Raw genomic sequence first — 16504 nt, 5'->3', positions numbered from 1 at the left:
TATATATGAAAAGGAATCTAATTGTGTTTGGTACACGTCCAGAGGCTATTAAAATGGCTCCATTAGTTAAAGCTTTTCAAAATCAATCAGATTTTGAAACTAGGGTATGTGTGACAGCACAACATCGTGAAATGTTAGATCAAGTACTTGAGTTCTTTGATATCAAACCGGACTATGATTTGAATCTAATGAAACCAAATCAGAACCTATATACTTTGACTGCAGATATAATTACAGAATTAAAACCTGTATTAGAGGATTTCAAACCTGATTATGTTTATGTTCATGGTGATACAACAACCACAATGGCAAGTAGTATAGCAGCTTTTTATTCAGGAGCTCAAGTTTGTCATGTTGAGGCTGGACTAAGAACCCACAATAAAAGATCACCTTTTCCAGAAGAGATCAATAGACAGGTGGCTGGTCGTATATGTGATTTTCACTTTGCGCCAACTGAAGCTTCTAAGGAAAACCTTCTGCGAGAAAACATTCAAGAAAAAGACATTTTAGTTACCGGTAATACTGTAATTGACGCTCTTTTTGATAGTTCAGAAAGGGTGAAAGACCTAGATAACGATGAAATTGAACAATTGAAAGGTATCGTTGATACCAGCAAAAAGTTAATTTTAGTGACTGGACATAGAAGGGAAAATCATGGACAGGGATTTATTAATATCTGTGAGGCGTTAAAGGAAATTGCATTAACAAATCCTGATGTTCAAATAATCTATCCAGTTCATTTAAATCCGAATGTTAAAAAGCCAGTTTATAAGATCTTATCAGGAGTTGATAATATTCAATTAATTGATCCTTTGGCTTACCCAGCTTTTGTCTGGTTAATGAATCAATCTTATTTGATTATTACTGATTCTGGAGGTGTTCAAGAAGAGGCACCTAGTTTAGGTAAACCAGTTTTGGTAATGAGAGATACAACTGAACGACCGGAAGCCGTGGATGCAGGAACAGTTATCTTGGTAGGTACCGATAAAAATAAAATCGTTTCTGAAGCGCAGAGTTTGATCGAAGATACAACTAGGTATAAGGAAATGTCAGGACTTCACAATCCATATGGAGATGGAAAGGCATGTGAAAGAATTGTTAAATTTATTAGAAACATAAATAAATAAAAGAAATGCAAGCGAAAGTTGTTACCGTAGGTTTAGGTTATATTGGATTACCAACCTCAGCATTGATTGCTAATAGTGGGATCCCAGTTCACGGAGTAGATATTTCCCAACATGTAGTTGATACCATCAATGCTGGAAAGATTCATATCGTAGAACCTGATTTAGATAAAGCTGTTGCTAAAGCAGTTCAGGATGGATTATTGAAAGCAGGAACTACCCCAGTTCCAGCAGATACTTACTTAATAGTAGTGCCAACTCCTTTTAAAGGAGATCATGAACCGGATATTTCTTACGTTCAAGCAGCTACTGAGGCAGTTTTACCCTTATTTAAAGAAGGGGACCTGTATATTATTGAATCTACTTCGCCAGTTGGAACAACTGAAAAAATGATGGCATTGATTTTTTCAAAACGTCCGGAATTAGAAGGAAAAATTTCATTAGCTTATTGTCCTGAACGTGTATTACCAGGAAATGTGATGTATGAATTGGTGCATAATGACCGTGTAATTGGTGGTGTGAATGAAGATTCAACGAAAAAAGCGATTGAGTTTTATAGCCAGTTTGTGAAAGGTGAATTACACCCAACAAATGCGAGAACTGCCGAGATGTGTAAATTGACTGAAAACTCTTCAAGAGATGTTCAAATTGCCTTTGCTAATGAACTGTCATTAATCTGCGATAAAGCAGGGATCAATGTATGGGAATTAATTAATTTGGCAAATAAGCACCCACGTGTAAATATTCTTCAACCTGGCTGTGGTGTAGGAGGCCACTGTATCGCGGTTGATCCATATTTTATTGTTTCAGAATTTCCTTTGGAATCGAGAATTATTGGAAAAGCACGTGAGATCAATAACCATAAAGCATTTTGGGTTGCTGAAAAGATAAAAGAAGCTAGAAAAGAGTTTCAATTAAAAAACAATAAAGAGCCAAAGATTGCCTTGATGGGAATGGCTTTTAAACCTAATATTGATGATCTAAGGGAGTCACCTGCGAAGTATATTGTTCAAAGGGTATTGCAAGATGCAAATGAAGAGGAATATTTCATTGTTGAACCTAATATCCATGAACATAAAATTTTCAAATTGACAGAATACGGAGAAGCTGTAGAAAAAGCAGATATTATTGCATTTTTAGTAGCGCATAATGAATTTAAAGATCTAAACATTGCCAACAATAAAGTAATCCTTGATTTCTGTGGCGTAAGGAGATAATTAATATGAAAAGAACAATAATAATAACTGGTGGTGCTGGATTTATTGGTTCCCATGTAGTTCGGGAAATGGTGCAAAAATACCCAGAATATAAAATCATCAATCTTGATGCATTAACTTATGCGGGAAATTTAGAGAACCTTATCGATATCCAGGATTCTCCTAATTATACATTCGTGAAAGCAGATATTACGGATGCAAACCTTATCAATGAGATCTTTGATAAATTTAAACCTGACGGTGTTATACACTTAGCAGCTGAATCACATGTGGATAGGTCAATAACAGATCCTTCTGCATTTGTTATGACTAACGTAATTGGCACAGTAAATTTGTTAAATGCATCAAAAGAGTTATGGAAAGATAATTTTGAAGGGAAATTATTTCATCACGTATCTACAGATGAAGTTTATGGAACATTAGGCGAAACAGGTTTATTTACCGAAACCACTTCTTATGATCCACACTCTCCTTACTCAGCTTCAAAAGCATCTTCGGATCATTTTGTCCGTGCTTATCATGACACTTATGGGCTCCCTGTAGTTATTACAAACTGTTCTAATAATTATGGTCCTAACCATTTTCCGGAAAAACTAATTCCACTTTGTATCCATAATATTCTAAATAATAAACCACTTCCCATTTACGGAGATGGAAAGTTTACGAGAGATTGGCTTTTTGTTAAGGATCATGCAAGAGCAATTGATTTAGTATTCCATAATGGAAATTTAGGTGAGTCTTATAATGTAGGTGGGTTTAATGAATGGCAAAATATTGATTTGGTTAAGGAACTCTGTAGACAGATGGATTCTAAATTAAATCGGGAACCGGGGACTTCTGCTCAATTGATCACCTTTGTAAAGGATAGACCTGGTCATGATTTGCGATATGCAATTGATGCAGCTAAAATTAATAAAGAAGTAGGGTACCAACCATCTGTTACATTTGAAGAGGGATTATCAGTTACGATCGATTGGTTTTTAAACAATCAGGATTGGCTTGACAATGTAACTTCGGGAGACTACCAAAATTATTATAATAAGCAATATTCTTAGTAACGATGAAAGCTATTGAAACAAAATTAAAAGGCTGTTTTATCATTGAACCTTCAGTTTTTCAAGATTCAAGGGGATATTTTTTTGAATCCTATAATCAAATTAAATTTGAGGAGCTAACGGGATTGAATCCAGTATTTTTACAAGACAATCAATCAAAATCTTCCTACGGAGTGATTAGGGGGTTGCACCAGCAAACGGGAGAATTTGCTCAGGCGAAATTAGTACGAGTGTTAGAGGGGAAGGTTTTGGATATTGCAGTTGATGTGAGGGAAGGTTCTGAAACGTATGGAGAATATGTTGCTGTTGAATTATCAGAAGAAAATAACCGTCAACTATTTATTCCAAGAGGTTTTTTGCATGGCTTCGCCGTATTATCAGCTTCAGCAACATTTTTCTATAAATGTGACAATGTTTATAATAAGGAGTCTGAGGATGGAGTTAATCCACTAGATCATACTTTGGCTGTGGATTGGCAAGTTCCTCTTGAAGAAATGATACTATCTGAAAAGGATAAGAATGCAAGATCATTTAAAAAATAAAATAATTTTATAATGCAGAGAATATTAATAACTGGTGTAAATGGTCAATTGGGTTCCGAATTGAAGGATCTTTTTGAATTAGAATCTGAATTTGAAGTAAGTTATCTTTCTCGTGGAGAACTGCCTCTTGAAAACACGGAAAAGATTAAAGCTGTTTTAAATGAATATCACCCAGAGATTATTATTCACGCTGCTGCATATACTGCTGTTGATAAAGCAGAAACTGAAGAGGAGGTTGCTGATCGAATCAATCATTTAGCGAGTAGAGAAATAGCAGAATATTGTGTTGAAAATGATTGCAGGTTAATTAGCATTTCTACTGATTACGTTTTTGACGGTAATTCAACCAGCCCATTAAATGAAGAGGCAGAGGTGGATCCTATAAATGTATATGGAAAGACAAAGTTATTGGGAGAAGTTGCGATTCAACGGGTTTTATCGGAGGCAATCATTATTAGAACATCATGGGTTTATTCGATCTATGGGAATAATTTTGTAAAGACGATGATTAGGCTGATGACAGAAAGAGAAGAAATATCTGTAATTAGCGATCAAATTGGTTCACCAACCTATGCAAGGGATTTGGCAAAGGCTATTATTAAAGTTATTAAATCCGGTGAATGGATTTCTGGAATTTATCACTATTCCAATGAAGGTGAAATATCTTGGTTTGATTTTGCTCAAGCAATCAAGGAACTCAATGGTTTTAACACAAAAATAAACTCAATATCAACTACTTCTTATCCAACGCCTGCAAAAAGGCCAAAATTTTCTCTTTTAGACAAAACTAAAATAAAAAGGGTTTATCAGGTGGATGTTCCATCATGGAAAGATAGTCTAAAGGAAATGATGGATTCATTGAACAATTAAATAAACTATAAAAATGAAAGGAATCATATTAGCAGGGGGATCTGGTACAAGACTTCATCCTCTTACATTAGCTGTTTCTAAACAATTAATGCCAGTTTATGATAAACCAATGATCTATTATCCCCTTTCCACCTTAATGTTGGCAGGGATTAATGAGATACTGATTATTTCAACGCCCCAAGATCTACCCAATTTTGAGAAATTATTGGGAGACGGGTCGCAAATTGGCTGCAAATTTTCTTATATAGAACAACCGTCACCAGATGGCTTAGCCCAAGCATTTATCCTTGGGGCAGATTTTATCGGTGATGACAAGGTCGCATTAATTTTAGGCGATAATATCTTTTATGGCTCAGGAATGTCCAAACTTCTACAGTCCTGTGCAAATCCAGATGGAGGTTATGTATTTGCATATCCGGTCCATGATCCGGAAAGATATGGTGTGGTTGAATTTGATAAGAACAAGAACGTAGTTTCCATAGAAGAGAAACCAACTGATCCTAAATCCAATTATGCAGTTCCTGGCCTTTATTTTTATGATAATGATGTGGTTGAAATTGCTAAGTCAATAAAGCCATCCCACCGAGGTGAATTGGAAATCACTGACATTAATAAGGAATACTTAAAACGAGGAAAATTAAAAGTTGGAGTATTTGATAGAGGTACAGCTTGGTTAGATACCGGCACCATTCAATCACTTATGCAAGCAGGGCAATTTGTGCAGGTAATCGAAGAGAGACAGGGAATGAAGATTGGGGCGGTAGAAGAAGTAGCATATAGAATGGGATATATTGGAAAAAACCAATTGGTCAAAATTGCGGAACCTTTGAGAAAAAGTGGGTACGGCGAATATTTGTTAAGAGTAGTAAAATAGTTAAGGTGTCTGTTTTAAGTAAATTCAAGTCTGGTTCAGCAAAAAAAGTAATAGAGAATTTTTTATCACTTTCTGTATTAAACATTGTTAACTACATCTTTCCTTTACTAATTATCCCCATTTTGATAAAGAGGATGGGTGTTGAGAATTATGGGATTTATATATTTGCATATACGATCTTAAATTATCTGAATTTACTGGTTCAATATGGCTTTAATTTTTCAGCAACTAATAAAATAGCCAAAAATCAGGAGAATCGCGATCTGATTTCTCGGACTTACAGTTCTATAACTGTTATTAGAGTCGCAATTTCAGCGGTTTTGATTCTTGGTTTAATCTGTTTTCAACCTTTTATACCTGATACACTTTCTATTTACCTATTCGGTAGCGGAATATTTTTAGGACAGGGATTGATTCCAGTTTGGTTATTTCAGGGGTTGGAAAAGATGAAGTTTATTACGGTTATTAATTTAATTGTAAGGGTAATTGTCTTTGTTTTAATCATCTTCTTTATTGAGAATGAAAAGGATATGGGGTTATTAATGGGATTTCAATCGATAAGTTTTTTACTTGGTGCGTTAGCCTCGATATGTATTCTTCATTTTGTATTGAAAATAAAGTTCGTTTTTCCCAAATTACAGGAATTGCTGATGGAGCTAAAAGAAGGTTGGCAATTGTTTCTATCTACCATAGGCATGAACTTTTATAGAGAATCCAATATTATTATTTTAGGATTAATGACGAATTATACCTTTGTAGGTTTGTATGCTCCCGCAGAGAAACTAGTGAAAGCAGTTCAATCTTTTACCAATATTATTGTAACTGCACTATATCCCCATTTCAGTAAAAGGTTTGCAGACTCAAGTAGCTCAACCATGGATACCTTTAATAAAACAGGCCAAATTTTATGCGGGCTGTTCTTATTTGGCAGTTTATTGCTTTGTGTTTTTTCCCCGACCATTATTAATTTATATTTGGGAGAATATATTCCTAATACTATTCTTGATCTAAGAATTTTGAGCTTTATTATCCTTTTTGGAGGATTAAACTATTATTATGGTATTATTGGAATGGTCAATATGGGGATGGATAGATATTTTTCTAAAGCAGTTTGGATAAGTGGATTGATAAGTGTGGTAATTTGTACCTCATTGTCGTATTTTTTACAAGATTTAGGGGCAGCGATTGCAATGGTTAGTGCAGAGATAGTTTTGTTTTTATTAATTTTAAAACAGGTTTTCACTCTGAAAGATATTTAAAAAAGGTAGAATGGTTTATGCTATTATATTAATTATTTTATTATTTGGTGTTTACTTTGAGATAAATGGTTTTATTAAAAAGGATCCAAATTTGGATATATTGTATTATTTTATTTTAATAATAATTATCTGTTTAAGTGGTTTTCGATATAGAGTTGGCGGTGATTCTTTGTCATATTTTATGATGTTTCCAGAATTACCTTCATTAGCAGAATTAAGACACTTTGATTTTATTAATGCTAAATATAATCCTCTATGGTATGTATTTAATGGAATTGCTAAAGTTATTTATAATGATTTCACGACTTTTCAATTTTTACATGCTATTCTTGTAAATTCAACCATCTTTTGGTTTGTTAAAAAATATTCTTCAAAAAAGTATCTCTTAATCACAGCTTATTTTATTTTTTCCTTTCCTTATTACAATATGGAAATTTTAAGGGAATCATTAGCAATTTCGGTTTTTTTAATTTCAGTTCCATTTATACTTAAAAGAGATTGGAGAAAATATTATTTTTTTTGTGTTATTGCGTTATTATTTCATACCTCAGCAATTATCCTTTTCTTTCTGCCATTCTTTTTTAGACCCATAAAAAAAATATATTTAATTATAGCTGGAGTCATTACAATCTTTTTCTCATTTATCGACTTATATTCTTTTGTAGAGGTTTTGCCGCTTCCTAGTCAAATAAGCGATAAGTTTAATTCCTACTTAACGAAGGAAATTAATATATATGGAAAAATCATGCAATCCTTGTTGTTTCTACCTCCAGTAGTGTTCTATTTCATTAGGAAAAGAATAGCTATCCAACATCCATTAGACAATTTTATTTTTGTTACATTAATTTTTGGTACACTTTCAATGGTAATTGGTGGGGCTTATAGAATATTGAATTATTTTTTAATTATTAATTTGGTCTATTCTATAGATACGATATTATTGGTCTTGCCTAGAAGATTTAACTTTTTGGTTCCTTTGAAAGCATTTGCTGTGTCCTGTATGTTGTTTTATCAATTTTATTACTATTACAGAGATATGTCAGATAGATTTCCCGACACTCGATTTTACATGTTATATTATCCATATCATTCCGTTATTAATCCTAAAATTGAAGAAAATAGAGAGAGAATGTACTATAATATTATGTACATGGATTATCATAGACAAAACGTATTATAAAAAACAGTTATGAGAAATACTACAGTTGTTATATTGCTTTTATCTTACATTTTTATTAGTTGTAAGTCTTTTGGAGTTGATATAATCAAAAATGGTCAGGCCAATGCAGTTATTGTATTGAAAAAGGAAGATAAAGACGGGATAAAGATTGCAAATATATTGAATGAATATATTGAAAAAGTATCTGGGACAAAGTTATCTATAAGTACTAAACCCGGCAGATATAATTTACATTTAATACACAATGATAATAAATTCCGATCTAGGTTAGCGAATTTTTCTGAAGATGCTTTTTTAATAATTTCTGATGGAACAAATATTACAATTTATAGTAATTCCTCTTTAGGTTTAGAATATGGTGTATATCATTTTTTAGAGAGTTATTTGAATGTAACTTGGTTGATGCCTACACATTATGGTGAATATTTTGAAAAAAAGGAAACTATATCTATTCCAAATATTGATCGTGTATTTTCTCCGAGTTTTAAAGGAAGACAATTATCTCCTATTGATATTAATTTAAAAGATGATATTCATTATTGGGGTAGAAGAAACAAATTGAATTATAACCCTGCGTTTCATCATAACATGAATTCATTTTTCGCTGAAAAGGAAATTAAGAATTATAATAAATCTCTTTTTCCAAAATATAATGGGAAGATTTATTATCCAAAAGATAAGTCTGATATTAATTGGAACCCTGATTTTAAATCTAATTTGTTTTTTGAACACTCTGTTGATGTAGTGGGAAAGTATTTGGAGAAAAATCCAACTGCTAGTAGTTTTTCTTTAGGAATCAATGATTCTCGCAAATCTTCAGATGGTGCTTCCCAAGGGAAGAATTATTTAGGATTAAACAGTTATTCAAATGAGTATTATGCTTGGGTTGATAAACTAATTACAGCTGTTAATCAAAAAAAACCAAACATAAAGTACGGTTTGCTAGCTTATTATAACGTTTCTGAACCGCCAAGTCTGAATTTCGAAAATAAATCCCAAATAATTCCATTTATAACATTTGAAAGGTTGAGATGGACAAATAATACTTTTAAATCTGAAGATCAAAAATTAACCTCTCAATGGAAGACAAAAGTTAATGAATTGGGTTGGTATGATTATTATTATGGAAGAAGCTACTTGTTCCCAAGGGAATATTTCGGTTTAACCTCTGACTATTTAAAATGGGCAAATTCAAATAATGTTAATTATTACTATGCAGAAATATACCCTAATTGGGGCGAAGGTCCAAGATACTGGATTCTATCAAAACTGCTTTGGGATGTGAATTTAAACGAAAAGGAATTATTGAAAGAATGGTGTACAAAAGCTGTTGGTCAGGACGCATCACCATATTTAGAAAAGTTTTATTTAATGATTGATGAAATATGGATAAAAGATATTTCAAATAGTCAATGGTTTAATCGAAATGTTGCCTTCTTACCCTTTAATGATTTGGGGTATATAAACGTAATAAATGAAAGTAAAATTAGTGAATTAAATAAGTTAATGACCCTAGTTCAAGAAAAAGCTAGGAACTCGAATCCAAGTCAGGTAGACAGAGCACGTTTACTGAGAAACATGTGGGAATTATATAAATCAGCCTTTGAAGAAGTCTCTAAAAACAGTAAATATAAAAATATTAAAGATCTAAATGGTTCAACTAAGTTTATGAATACTTTAGAAACCTTGAAGAAAAATCCTCTTCATTATAATACTTATTATTTAATTAAATCAAACTTATAAAATGAAGGATGAATTATTTATTGTTATACTCAATTGGAATGGTTGGCATGACACAATATTTTGTATTGAAAGCATTAATAAAGGAAGTTGCAATATAGTTTTAGTTGACAATGGATCTAATAACGAAGAAGTATTAGAAATTCAAAAATATCTGAGGGAAAAATTTTCGAACTATATTGAATTAACTGGGCCGGAAGTTTCACAACAAATTATTGATTCTAATCATGTTTCCTTAAATAATAATGGATTTTATTTTATTAAGAATGATGAGAATTTAGGTTTCGCAGGCGGTAATAATGTAGGTTTAGACCTTGTAAATCGAATCGGAGGAAGATATGCTTTATTGTTGAATAATGATACAGTAGTTTATGATAATTCTATTGAAAAGTTGTTTAGATTGTTAAAGTCAGACAAACATATTGGAGCTGTTATTCCTCAAATTCGTTATTTTAATCCTTCTGATGTGATTTGGAATTGCGGTGGTAAAATTAATTTTTTAGGTATTAGAAAATACTATTACGCCTTTAAAAATATTAATGAAACTCCGCAAAATGGAACTAAGGTTGTAGATTATGGAACAGGTTGTTGTTTAATGTTTGACTTAGATAAGGTAGGAAAACTATCAGAAAAATTCTTTTTTGGAGAAGAGGATATGGAATTTGCATTTAGGGTAAAAAAACTAGGTTTGAAAATAATATGTGATTTTGAATCTATTATCTATCACAAAGTTGGTTCTTCAAGAGATTTAATATCCAAAAATTCAGTAGGTAAAATGACCTATCATTACAGTCAAAGAATATCTAATTTGGCTGATAATTTGCCCAAATCGGCTTGGATGCTCTCAGTTGGTTTACATATGCTGTCTTCAATAAGATTATTGATAAGAATGAAGAAATTTAATTTAAGAACCTTTTCAAGAATATGGAAAGAAGTATTAAAAAATACAAATAAGGAAAAATTTTTAAGGGAAGATTTTATCTCCATTTCTAATAAAAATTATTAAGATGTCTTTGGTAGGAATACTAATAATAGGTAAAATCCCTCCTCCAGTTGGAGGAGTCACTATTCATGTTCAACGATTGTTGCATCTGCTGAAGATCAATAATGTGAATTATTCTTTTGTTGATTTAAGAAATTTCAGAATTCAAGAATTATTTAATAAAATTCTAAAAGCAAAAGTTGTTCATATTCATGTTTCAAATGTGTTTTTTCAATTTTTTCTAATTTTTATTGCATTTTGCTTAGGAAAAAAATCAATTATTACTTTCCATGGGGATTTGAATCGATTTTCAGGACTGAAAAAAATATTTTCGTTTGTTAATATTAAATTTACAACCATCCCTATAATGTTAAATGTTAGTTCCTATGAAAAGGCAAAACAAATTAATAAAAGAGCGGTGCTAATGTCAGTTTTTATTCCTCCAATAAATGAAGATAAATTAAATCGAGATATCTTAAGTAAGTTAACTACATTATCAAAAAAATACAAGAATATTTTCGCCACAAATGGTTCTGCATTAAATTATGATAAGGACGGTGTTGAAATATATGGAATTATTGATTTAGTGAATTATTTTAATTCACCTCTTGTAGAATCTTCCTCTTGTTTAGTTATTTCTGATCCATCTGGAGATTATGGAAATTATTTCTCTTCGAATAATATTAATATTAGGGATAACATTTTATTAATCTCAGAACCACATTCATATTTTGAAGTGTTAAAAATTTCCGATGCTAATATAAGGAATACTAGCACTGACGGTGATTCAATATCAATTAGGGAGTCATTGTATTTAAATAAGCCTACCTTCGCAACAAATGCAGTTAGTAGGCCAGAAGGTAGTATTTTGTATAAAAGGGGAGAATATAGGTTCGTTGAATTAATTCAATCTGTAGAGTTAACAGCGAAATCCAAAGATTCGCAAATTTTTGAAAAATTATCAATTATCTATAGTTAAATTTTAATGTACGAATTCGGAAAATTATTAAATACTATAAGGTTTCTACGGCCAATTCAAATATATAGTCAGTTAAAAACTAGATTTAAGGAGAAATCTTATATTTCAAATAATGATTACAGTTTAGAAATTGATAATGGCATAAAATTTAGGTTTTTCCCGTTATCCAATTATAATAAGTATTTAAAAAATAATGAATTTGTTTTTTTAAATATTAAGCATCAATTCGGTGATTCGATTAATTGGAATCTCACAACATATGGTAAACTTTGGAATTATAATTTAGAATACTTCGATTTTCTTAATCAAAACAATTTAGGAGTTGAGAAGAAAAATGAACTAATTCATGAGTTTTATGCTTTTTCCATAATAAATAAGAGAATATTAGAGCCATATCCTGTTTCTTTGAGAAGCATAAACATTATCAAATATTGTTTAAAAAACAATATTGTGAATGAAAAGGTGTTAAATTTCTTAAAACAAGAACTTGCTTATCTACATAACAATTATGAGTTCCATCTTTTGGGTAATCATTTGTTGGAGAATGGATTTGCGATGATTTTGGGAGGTGTTTTTTTTAAGAATGAGGATTGGGTTAAAAAAGCTAAAGAGTTAATTATTAGAGAGCTTAATGAACAGATTCTTGAAGATGGCGGGCATTTTGAATTAAGTCCAATGTACCATAATATAATATTTTTCAGGCTACTTGAATTAATTGATTGGTACTCCAATACATATCCAAAGGATAATGAGTTTTTAGGTTTTATCAAGGGGAAAGCTTCAAAAATGAAGAGCTACTTAGAAAACATTAAATTCCAGAATGGTGATATTCCTCTGTTTAATGATTCAGCAAAAAATATAGCATTAGATACTAAAGAGCTGCTTTCCTATTCTGAATTACTGGGTATTGAAGCCATTAAGACTCTAAAATTGAATGAATCTGGCTATAGAAGTTATATAAATAACAATTATGAGATTAAAGTGGATGTGGCAGAAATTGGCGCATCATATCAAGCAGGGCATGGACATTCAGATGCCTTAAGCTTTATCTTATATTTTAAGAATCGACCTTTCCTAATTGAGCAGGGAACTTCAACCTATAATGATAATAATAGAAGGAAGTTAGAGCGATCGACCGAAGCCCATAATACAGTAGTTGTAGCGGATAAGAATCAATCGGAAGTTTGGGGCGCATTTCGTGTAGGGAAAAGGGCAACAACCAAAATATCAAATGAAGGGATTGATTTCATTGAAGCTCAGCATGATGGATATAGTGATCTGAACGCACTCCACAAAAGAAAGTTTGTTTTTAAAACTGATTTCATTGAAATCATAGATAAAATTTCAGTAGAGAAGTTAACATGTTGTGCTTATTTACATTTCCCAGATTATTATGATCTTATTTTAGTTAATAATACTATTAGAGTAGAATGTAAATTGGAAAAGAAGGAAGTTGCTGTTTTGAAATTTGATCATGTTGATTCAATCGAAATTGAATCGTTTTTATATGCAGAAGAATTTAATATTCTACAAGAAGGGAGTAGAATAAAAGCCAAGTTTAGTAGTTCACTTAATACGGAAATAATTTTTAAATAATTATAGATGAAGATAGTATATTTTTATCAGTACTTTTCTACTCCAAATGGTTCATGGGGAACAAGAGTTTATGAATTTGCAAAGGAATGGGTAGATCAAGGTCATGACGTAACTGTTGTAACTAGTATTTATTCAAAATCAGATTTGGTTGCTGAGAAACTAGTAGAAGATCAAGTTTTTGAAGGAATCAAGGTAAAAGTTTTAAATGTTATTATTGACAATAAGCAATCTTTTATCAAAAGGATTTTATCCTTTATTAAATATAGTCTTCTATCTTCCTATTATGCAATTAAACTGCCAGCTGATGTTGTCATTGCTTCTTCTGGACCAATTACTATTGGTATTCCCGGGTTGATAGCTAAATACATTCGAGGTAGAAAATTGATTTTTGAAACAAGAGATCTATGGCCGGAGGGAGCCATTGAACTCGGCATAATAAAAAACAAAAATATTAAAAAGATTGCATATTGGTTTGAAAAGAAATGTTATGAAGCATCATCATATATAATTACTCTATCCCCTGGTATGACAGAGAATATTGAAAAAAGATTTGGCTATAAGAATGTTATTGATGTAACAAATGCTGCTAATATTGAATTGTTTTCCACAAAAAGACCATTTAGTGGTAATAATATTACAAGTAAGAGTTATGCAATTTACACTGGAAATATAGGCATGGTGAATAATTCTTATTGGTTATATAATGCTGCTAAAGAATTGAATAAAATGGGAAGAGAAGATATTAAAATTCTCTTAATCGGGGAAGGTCAGCAAAGAGAGGAATTAGAGAAATTAGCAGAAGAAGAAGGTGTGTCAAATTTTATCAGGCTTGGGTTAATCCCAAAGAATGCATTGGTTGGCTATGTTCAGAACGCATTTGTTTCATTAGTTCCATTAAAAGGTTCTCCAGTATTAGATACTTCATCTCCTAATAAGTTTTTCGAATCATTGGCTGCAGGAGTGCCGGTTGTTCAAAATACCCAAGGATGGCTAAAAGATTTTTTAAATGAACATAATGTCGGTTATACATTAAATCCAAATGATTCAAAGATGTTGGCTGATAAATTAATAGAATTACATGATAACCCAGCCATTACGAGTGAAATGGGAGAAAATGCCTTAATAATTGCTAAAAGATTTTTTGACAAGAAATACTTGGCAGGAAAAATGTTAGGTGTTCTTAAACAGGTTAATAATGATAATAGTTAGTGGAAGCAATGGTTTTGTTGGCCAATATTTATTAAACAGCATTCCGGAAGCAGTTGGAGTCTCACTGAGAGATAAGAATTGGCCAGAAAAGTTCAAGGATTCTAGCATCATAATAAATCTGGTAGGCAAAGCCCATGACCATATGGGAGTTGCCACAAAAAAAGATTATTACACGGTAAACTTTGATCTAACAAAATCAATCTTTGAACAGTTTGTGAGGTCAAAATCGAAATTATTTATTCATATAAGTTCAATTGCAGCTACTGAGGAAATTGAGTCTGTGGAGCCATTGGTTGAAGAAGGAGTGTGTAATCCAGTTTCTTGGTACGGAAATTCTAAAAGAGATGCTGAAGAATGGTTGTTGAATCAGGAAATGCCGGAAGGTAAAAAGATGATTATTTTACGTCCACCAATGATTCATGGTCCAGGAGATAAGGGGAACTTGGGATTACTTTATAAATTTATTTCAAAAGGTCTACCTTATCCATTTTCTAATTTCAATAATTCAAGATCTTTTATTTCGATAACAAACTTCATTTTTTATATTAAGGAAGTGATAGCTAAATATGAAAATATGGAAAATGGGATTTATCATGTTGCTGACAATGAAACCATATCCACAAACGATATAATTGAAATAATTAAAGAAGTTACAGGGAAAAATGTTTTGAGGTTTCGCCTTCCAAAATCAATTGTTAAATTAATAGCAAATATAGGTGAGGTATTACCTATTCCCTTAAATAAAACCAAATTAAAAAAGCTGACATCTACTTTAGTAGTTTCAAATAGAAAAATTAACAGGAGCTTAAATATAACTAAATTGCCTGAAACAAGTTCTGAAGGAGTAATGAGGACTATTAATTGGTTCAGAAGCAATAATCATTAAACATCGTTAAATTGGAATTAATGTTCGAATATCTGCTTGTTCTAGCAATTTTAATAATACTAGAGCTTTGCTATTTTAAAATTGCAGATAAATTTAATATTATCGACACACCAAACTTGAGGTCTTCTCATACTAAAGTTACATTAAGAGGCGGGGGGATTATTTTTTATTTTGGTGTTTTATTATTTTTTATCAGTTCAGGGTTTCAATATCCTTGGTTTTTCTTGGGGTTGTCACTTATGGCTATAATATCATTTTTGGATGATATTTTGACTTTGTCAAATAAAATTAGGTTAATTATTCATTTTGCTTCCGTTTTATTAATGGTTTATCAGCTTGAAATTTTCGATCTTCCGTGGTATTATTTATTGTTTACTTTCATAATAATAGTGGGAGTGATAAATGCCTATAATTTTATGGATGGTATTAATGGAATTACTGCATGCTATAGTTTCGCTGTTTGCCTGTTATTAATGCTAGTAAATTCTGATATTTCATTTATTAATCAAAAATTATTAGTTTTTTTAATTGTTTCAGTTTTAGTTTTTGCATTTTTTAATTTTCGAATAAATGCAAAAACTTTTGCAGGTGATGTTGGGTCAGTAGCAATTGCGTTCATTTTATTGTTTGCGCTAGGAGCTCTTATAATTAAAACTGGCAATTTGATTTATATTTTGTTCTTATCTATATACGGAGTTGATGTTATTTGGACGATTTTACGTAGATTAAAATTAGGCGAAAATATTTTTGAAGCACATCGGTCGCACTTATATCAATATTTAGCAAATGAAGCAAAATATAACAAGTTATGGGTTTCATTTTTCTTTGGTTTTTTTCAATTCTTGATTGGAATACTTGTAATATGGGTCACTAATTATGATTATTCAATGCAAATTATTTTTTCTGTATTACTGTTAACCATTATTAGTATATTATATCTAATATTAAAACGCTTTGTTGTTTCACGCTATGTAATAAATAAAAAATAATT

15 protein-coding genes are annotated in these 16504 nt (G+C 31.3%); all 15 read left to right on the top strand.

The genetic code is table 11. The annotated features are described in order from the left end of the window. The first annotated feature begins 5 nt into the window (after nucleotides 1-5). From wecB to RT138_RS04395, 15 genes are read left to right on the top strand one after another with little or no spacing between them, the layout of a single operon-like run. A complete protein-coding gene (gene wecB, locus RT138_RS04465; RefSeq protein ID WP_313189724.1) occupies nucleotides 6-1127 on the top strand; it encodes a non-hydrolyzing UDP-N-acetylglucosamine 2-epimerase in 1122 nt (373 codons plus the stop codon). A gap of 5 nt (nucleotides 1128-1132) precedes the next feature. Beyond that, entirely contained in the window at nucleotides 1133-2341 is a 1209-nt protein-coding gene (gene wecC / locus RT138_RS04460) for a UDP-N-acetyl-D-mannosamine dehydrogenase (RefSeq protein WP_313189723.1), read from the top strand. A 5-nt stretch (nucleotides 2342-2346) separates the two neighbouring features. After that, nucleotides 2347-3396, top strand: coding sequence for a dTDP-glucose 4,6-dehydratase (gene rfbB / locus RT138_RS04455; protein WP_313189722.1), 1050 nt, complete (start codon nucleotides 2347-2349; stop codon nucleotides 3394-3396). Between the two features lie 5 nt (nucleotides 3397-3401). Beyond that, complete coding sequence (rfbC, locus tag RT138_RS04450) at nucleotides 3402-3938, top strand: dTDP-4-dehydrorhamnose 3,5-epimerase (RefSeq protein ID WP_313189721.1); 537 nt, start codon at nucleotides 3402-3404, stop codon at nucleotides 3936-3938. A 12-nt stretch (nucleotides 3939-3950) separates the two neighbouring features. Next, nucleotides 3951-4808, top strand: a complete 858-nt coding sequence (gene rfbD, locus RT138_RS04445) for a dTDP-4-dehydrorhamnose reductase (RefSeq protein WP_313189720.1) — start codon at nucleotides 3951-3953, stop codon at nucleotides 4806-4808. Between the two features lie 13 nt (nucleotides 4809-4821). After that, nucleotides 4822-5682, top strand: a complete 861-nt coding sequence (gene rfbA / locus RT138_RS04440) for a glucose-1-phosphate thymidylyltransferase RfbA (RefSeq protein ID WP_313189719.1) — start codon at nucleotides 4822-4824, stop codon at nucleotides 5680-5682. A 5-nt stretch (nucleotides 5683-5687) separates the two neighbouring features. Next, complete coding sequence (locus RT138_RS04435) at nucleotides 5688-6941, top strand: oligosaccharide flippase family protein (protein WP_313189718.1); 1254 nt, start codon at nucleotides 5688-5690, stop codon at nucleotides 6939-6941. A 10-nt stretch (nucleotides 6942-6951) separates the two neighbouring features. Then, entirely contained in the window at nucleotides 6952-8121 is a 1170-nt protein-coding gene (locus RT138_RS04430; RefSeq protein WP_313189717.1) for an EpsG family protein, read from the top strand. A gap of 9 nt (nucleotides 8122-8130) precedes the next feature. After that, nucleotides 8131-9864, top strand: a complete 1734-nt coding sequence (locus tag RT138_RS04425) for a DUF4838 domain-containing protein (protein ID WP_313189716.1) — start codon at nucleotides 8131-8133, stop codon at nucleotides 9862-9864. A gap of 1 nt (nucleotide 9865) precedes the next feature. Then, nucleotides 9866-10867 carry a glycosyltransferase family 2 protein gene (locus RT138_RS04420; RefSeq protein ID WP_313189715.1) on the top strand — a complete coding sequence of 334 codons (1002 nt, stop codon included), beginning with the start codon at nucleotides 9866-9868 and terminating at the stop codon, nucleotides 10865-10867. Nucleotide 10868: 1 nt separating this feature from the next. Then, the gene (locus RT138_RS04415) at nucleotides 10869-11822 is read left to right on the top strand and encodes a hypothetical protein (protein WP_313189714.1); all 954 of its coding nucleotides are present in this window, start codon (nucleotides 10869-10871) and stop codon (nucleotides 11820-11822) included. A gap of 6 nt (nucleotides 11823-11828) precedes the next feature. Beyond that, nucleotides 11829-13418, top strand: a complete 1590-nt coding sequence (locus RT138_RS04410) for an alginate lyase family protein (RefSeq protein ID WP_313189713.1) — start codon at nucleotides 11829-11831, stop codon at nucleotides 13416-13418. A 6-nt stretch (nucleotides 13419-13424) separates the two neighbouring features. Further along, nucleotides 13425-14627: a glycosyltransferase family 4 protein gene (locus tag RT138_RS04405; protein WP_313189712.1), complete on the top strand. Its 1203-nt coding sequence runs from the start codon at nucleotides 13425-13427 to the stop codon at nucleotides 14625-14627. Next, nucleotides 14614-15513 (top strand): NAD-dependent epimerase/dehydratase family protein, encoded by a 900-nt coding sequence (locus RT138_RS04400; protein WP_313189711.1) that lies wholly within the window; start codon nucleotides 14614-14616, stop codon nucleotides 15511-15513. Before RT138_RS04405 ends, RT138_RS04400 begins: the two co-directional genes overlap by 14 nt. Nucleotides 15514-15533: 20 nt before the next feature. Beyond that, nucleotides 15534-16502, top strand: a complete 969-nt coding sequence (locus RT138_RS04395; protein WP_313189710.1) for a glycosyltransferase family 4 protein — start codon at nucleotides 15534-15536, stop codon at nucleotides 16500-16502. Nucleotides 16503-16504: the final 2 nt, after the last annotated feature.

The sequence above is a fragment of the Sphingobacterium sp. genome (genome assembly GCF_032065005.1).
Taxonomy (GTDB): Bacteria; Bacteroidota; Bacteroidia; order Sphingobacteriales; family Sphingobacteriaceae; genus Sphingobacterium.
Note: the sequence above shows the minus strand (reverse complement) of the source record. Positions and strands in the feature narration are given on the sequence as shown.

What these genes read in the sequence shown, in the direction of transcription:
- wecB (WP_313189724.1), top strand. Translation starts at nt 6, where the DNA reads ATGAAAAGGAATCTAATTGTGTTTGGTACACGTCCAGAGGCTATTAAA.
- wecC (WP_313189723.1), top strand. Translation starts at nt 1,133, where the DNA reads ATGCAAGCGAAAGTTGTTACCGTAGGTTTAGGTTATATTGGATTACCA.
- rfbB (WP_313189722.1), top strand. Translation starts at nt 2,347, where the DNA reads ATGAAAAGAACAATAATAATAACTGGTGGTGCTGGATTTATTGGTTCC.
- rfbC (WP_313189721.1), top strand. Translation starts at nt 3,402, where the DNA reads ATGAAAGCTATTGAAACAAAATTAAAAGGCTGTTTTATCATTGAACCT.
- rfbD (WP_313189720.1), top strand. Translation starts at nt 3,951, where the DNA reads ATGCAGAGAATATTAATAACTGGTGTAAATGGTCAATTGGGTTCCGAA.
- rfbA (WP_313189719.1), top strand. Translation starts at nt 4,822, where the DNA reads ATGAAAGGAATCATATTAGCAGGGGGATCTGGTACAAGACTTCATCCT.
- RT138_RS04430 (WP_313189717.1), top strand. Translation starts at nt 6,952, where the DNA reads ATGGTTTATGCTATTATATTAATTATTTTATTATTTGGTGTTTACTTT.
- RT138_RS04425 (WP_313189716.1), top strand. Translation starts at nt 8,131, where the DNA reads ATGAGAAATACTACAGTTGTTATATTGCTTTTATCTTACATTTTTATT.
- RT138_RS04420 (WP_313189715.1), top strand. Translation starts at nt 9,866, where the DNA reads ATGAAGGATGAATTATTTATTGTTATACTCAATTGGAATGGTTGGCAT.
- RT138_RS04415 (WP_313189714.1), top strand. Translation starts at nt 10,869, where the DNA reads ATGTCTTTGGTAGGAATACTAATAATAGGTAAAATCCCTCCTCCAGTT.
- RT138_RS04410 (WP_313189713.1), top strand. Translation starts at nt 11,829, where the DNA reads ATGTACGAATTCGGAAAATTATTAAATACTATAAGGTTTCTACGGCCA.
- RT138_RS04405 (WP_313189712.1), top strand. Translation starts at nt 13,425, where the DNA reads ATGAAGATAGTATATTTTTATCAGTACTTTTCTACTCCAAATGGTTCA.
- RT138_RS04400 (WP_313189711.1), top strand. Translation starts at nt 14,614, where the DNA reads ATGATAATAGTTAGTGGAAGCAATGGTTTTGTTGGCCAATATTTATTA.
- RT138_RS04395 (WP_313189710.1), top strand. Translation starts at nt 15,534, where the DNA reads ATGTTCGAATATCTGCTTGTTCTAGCAATTTTAATAATACTAGAGCTT.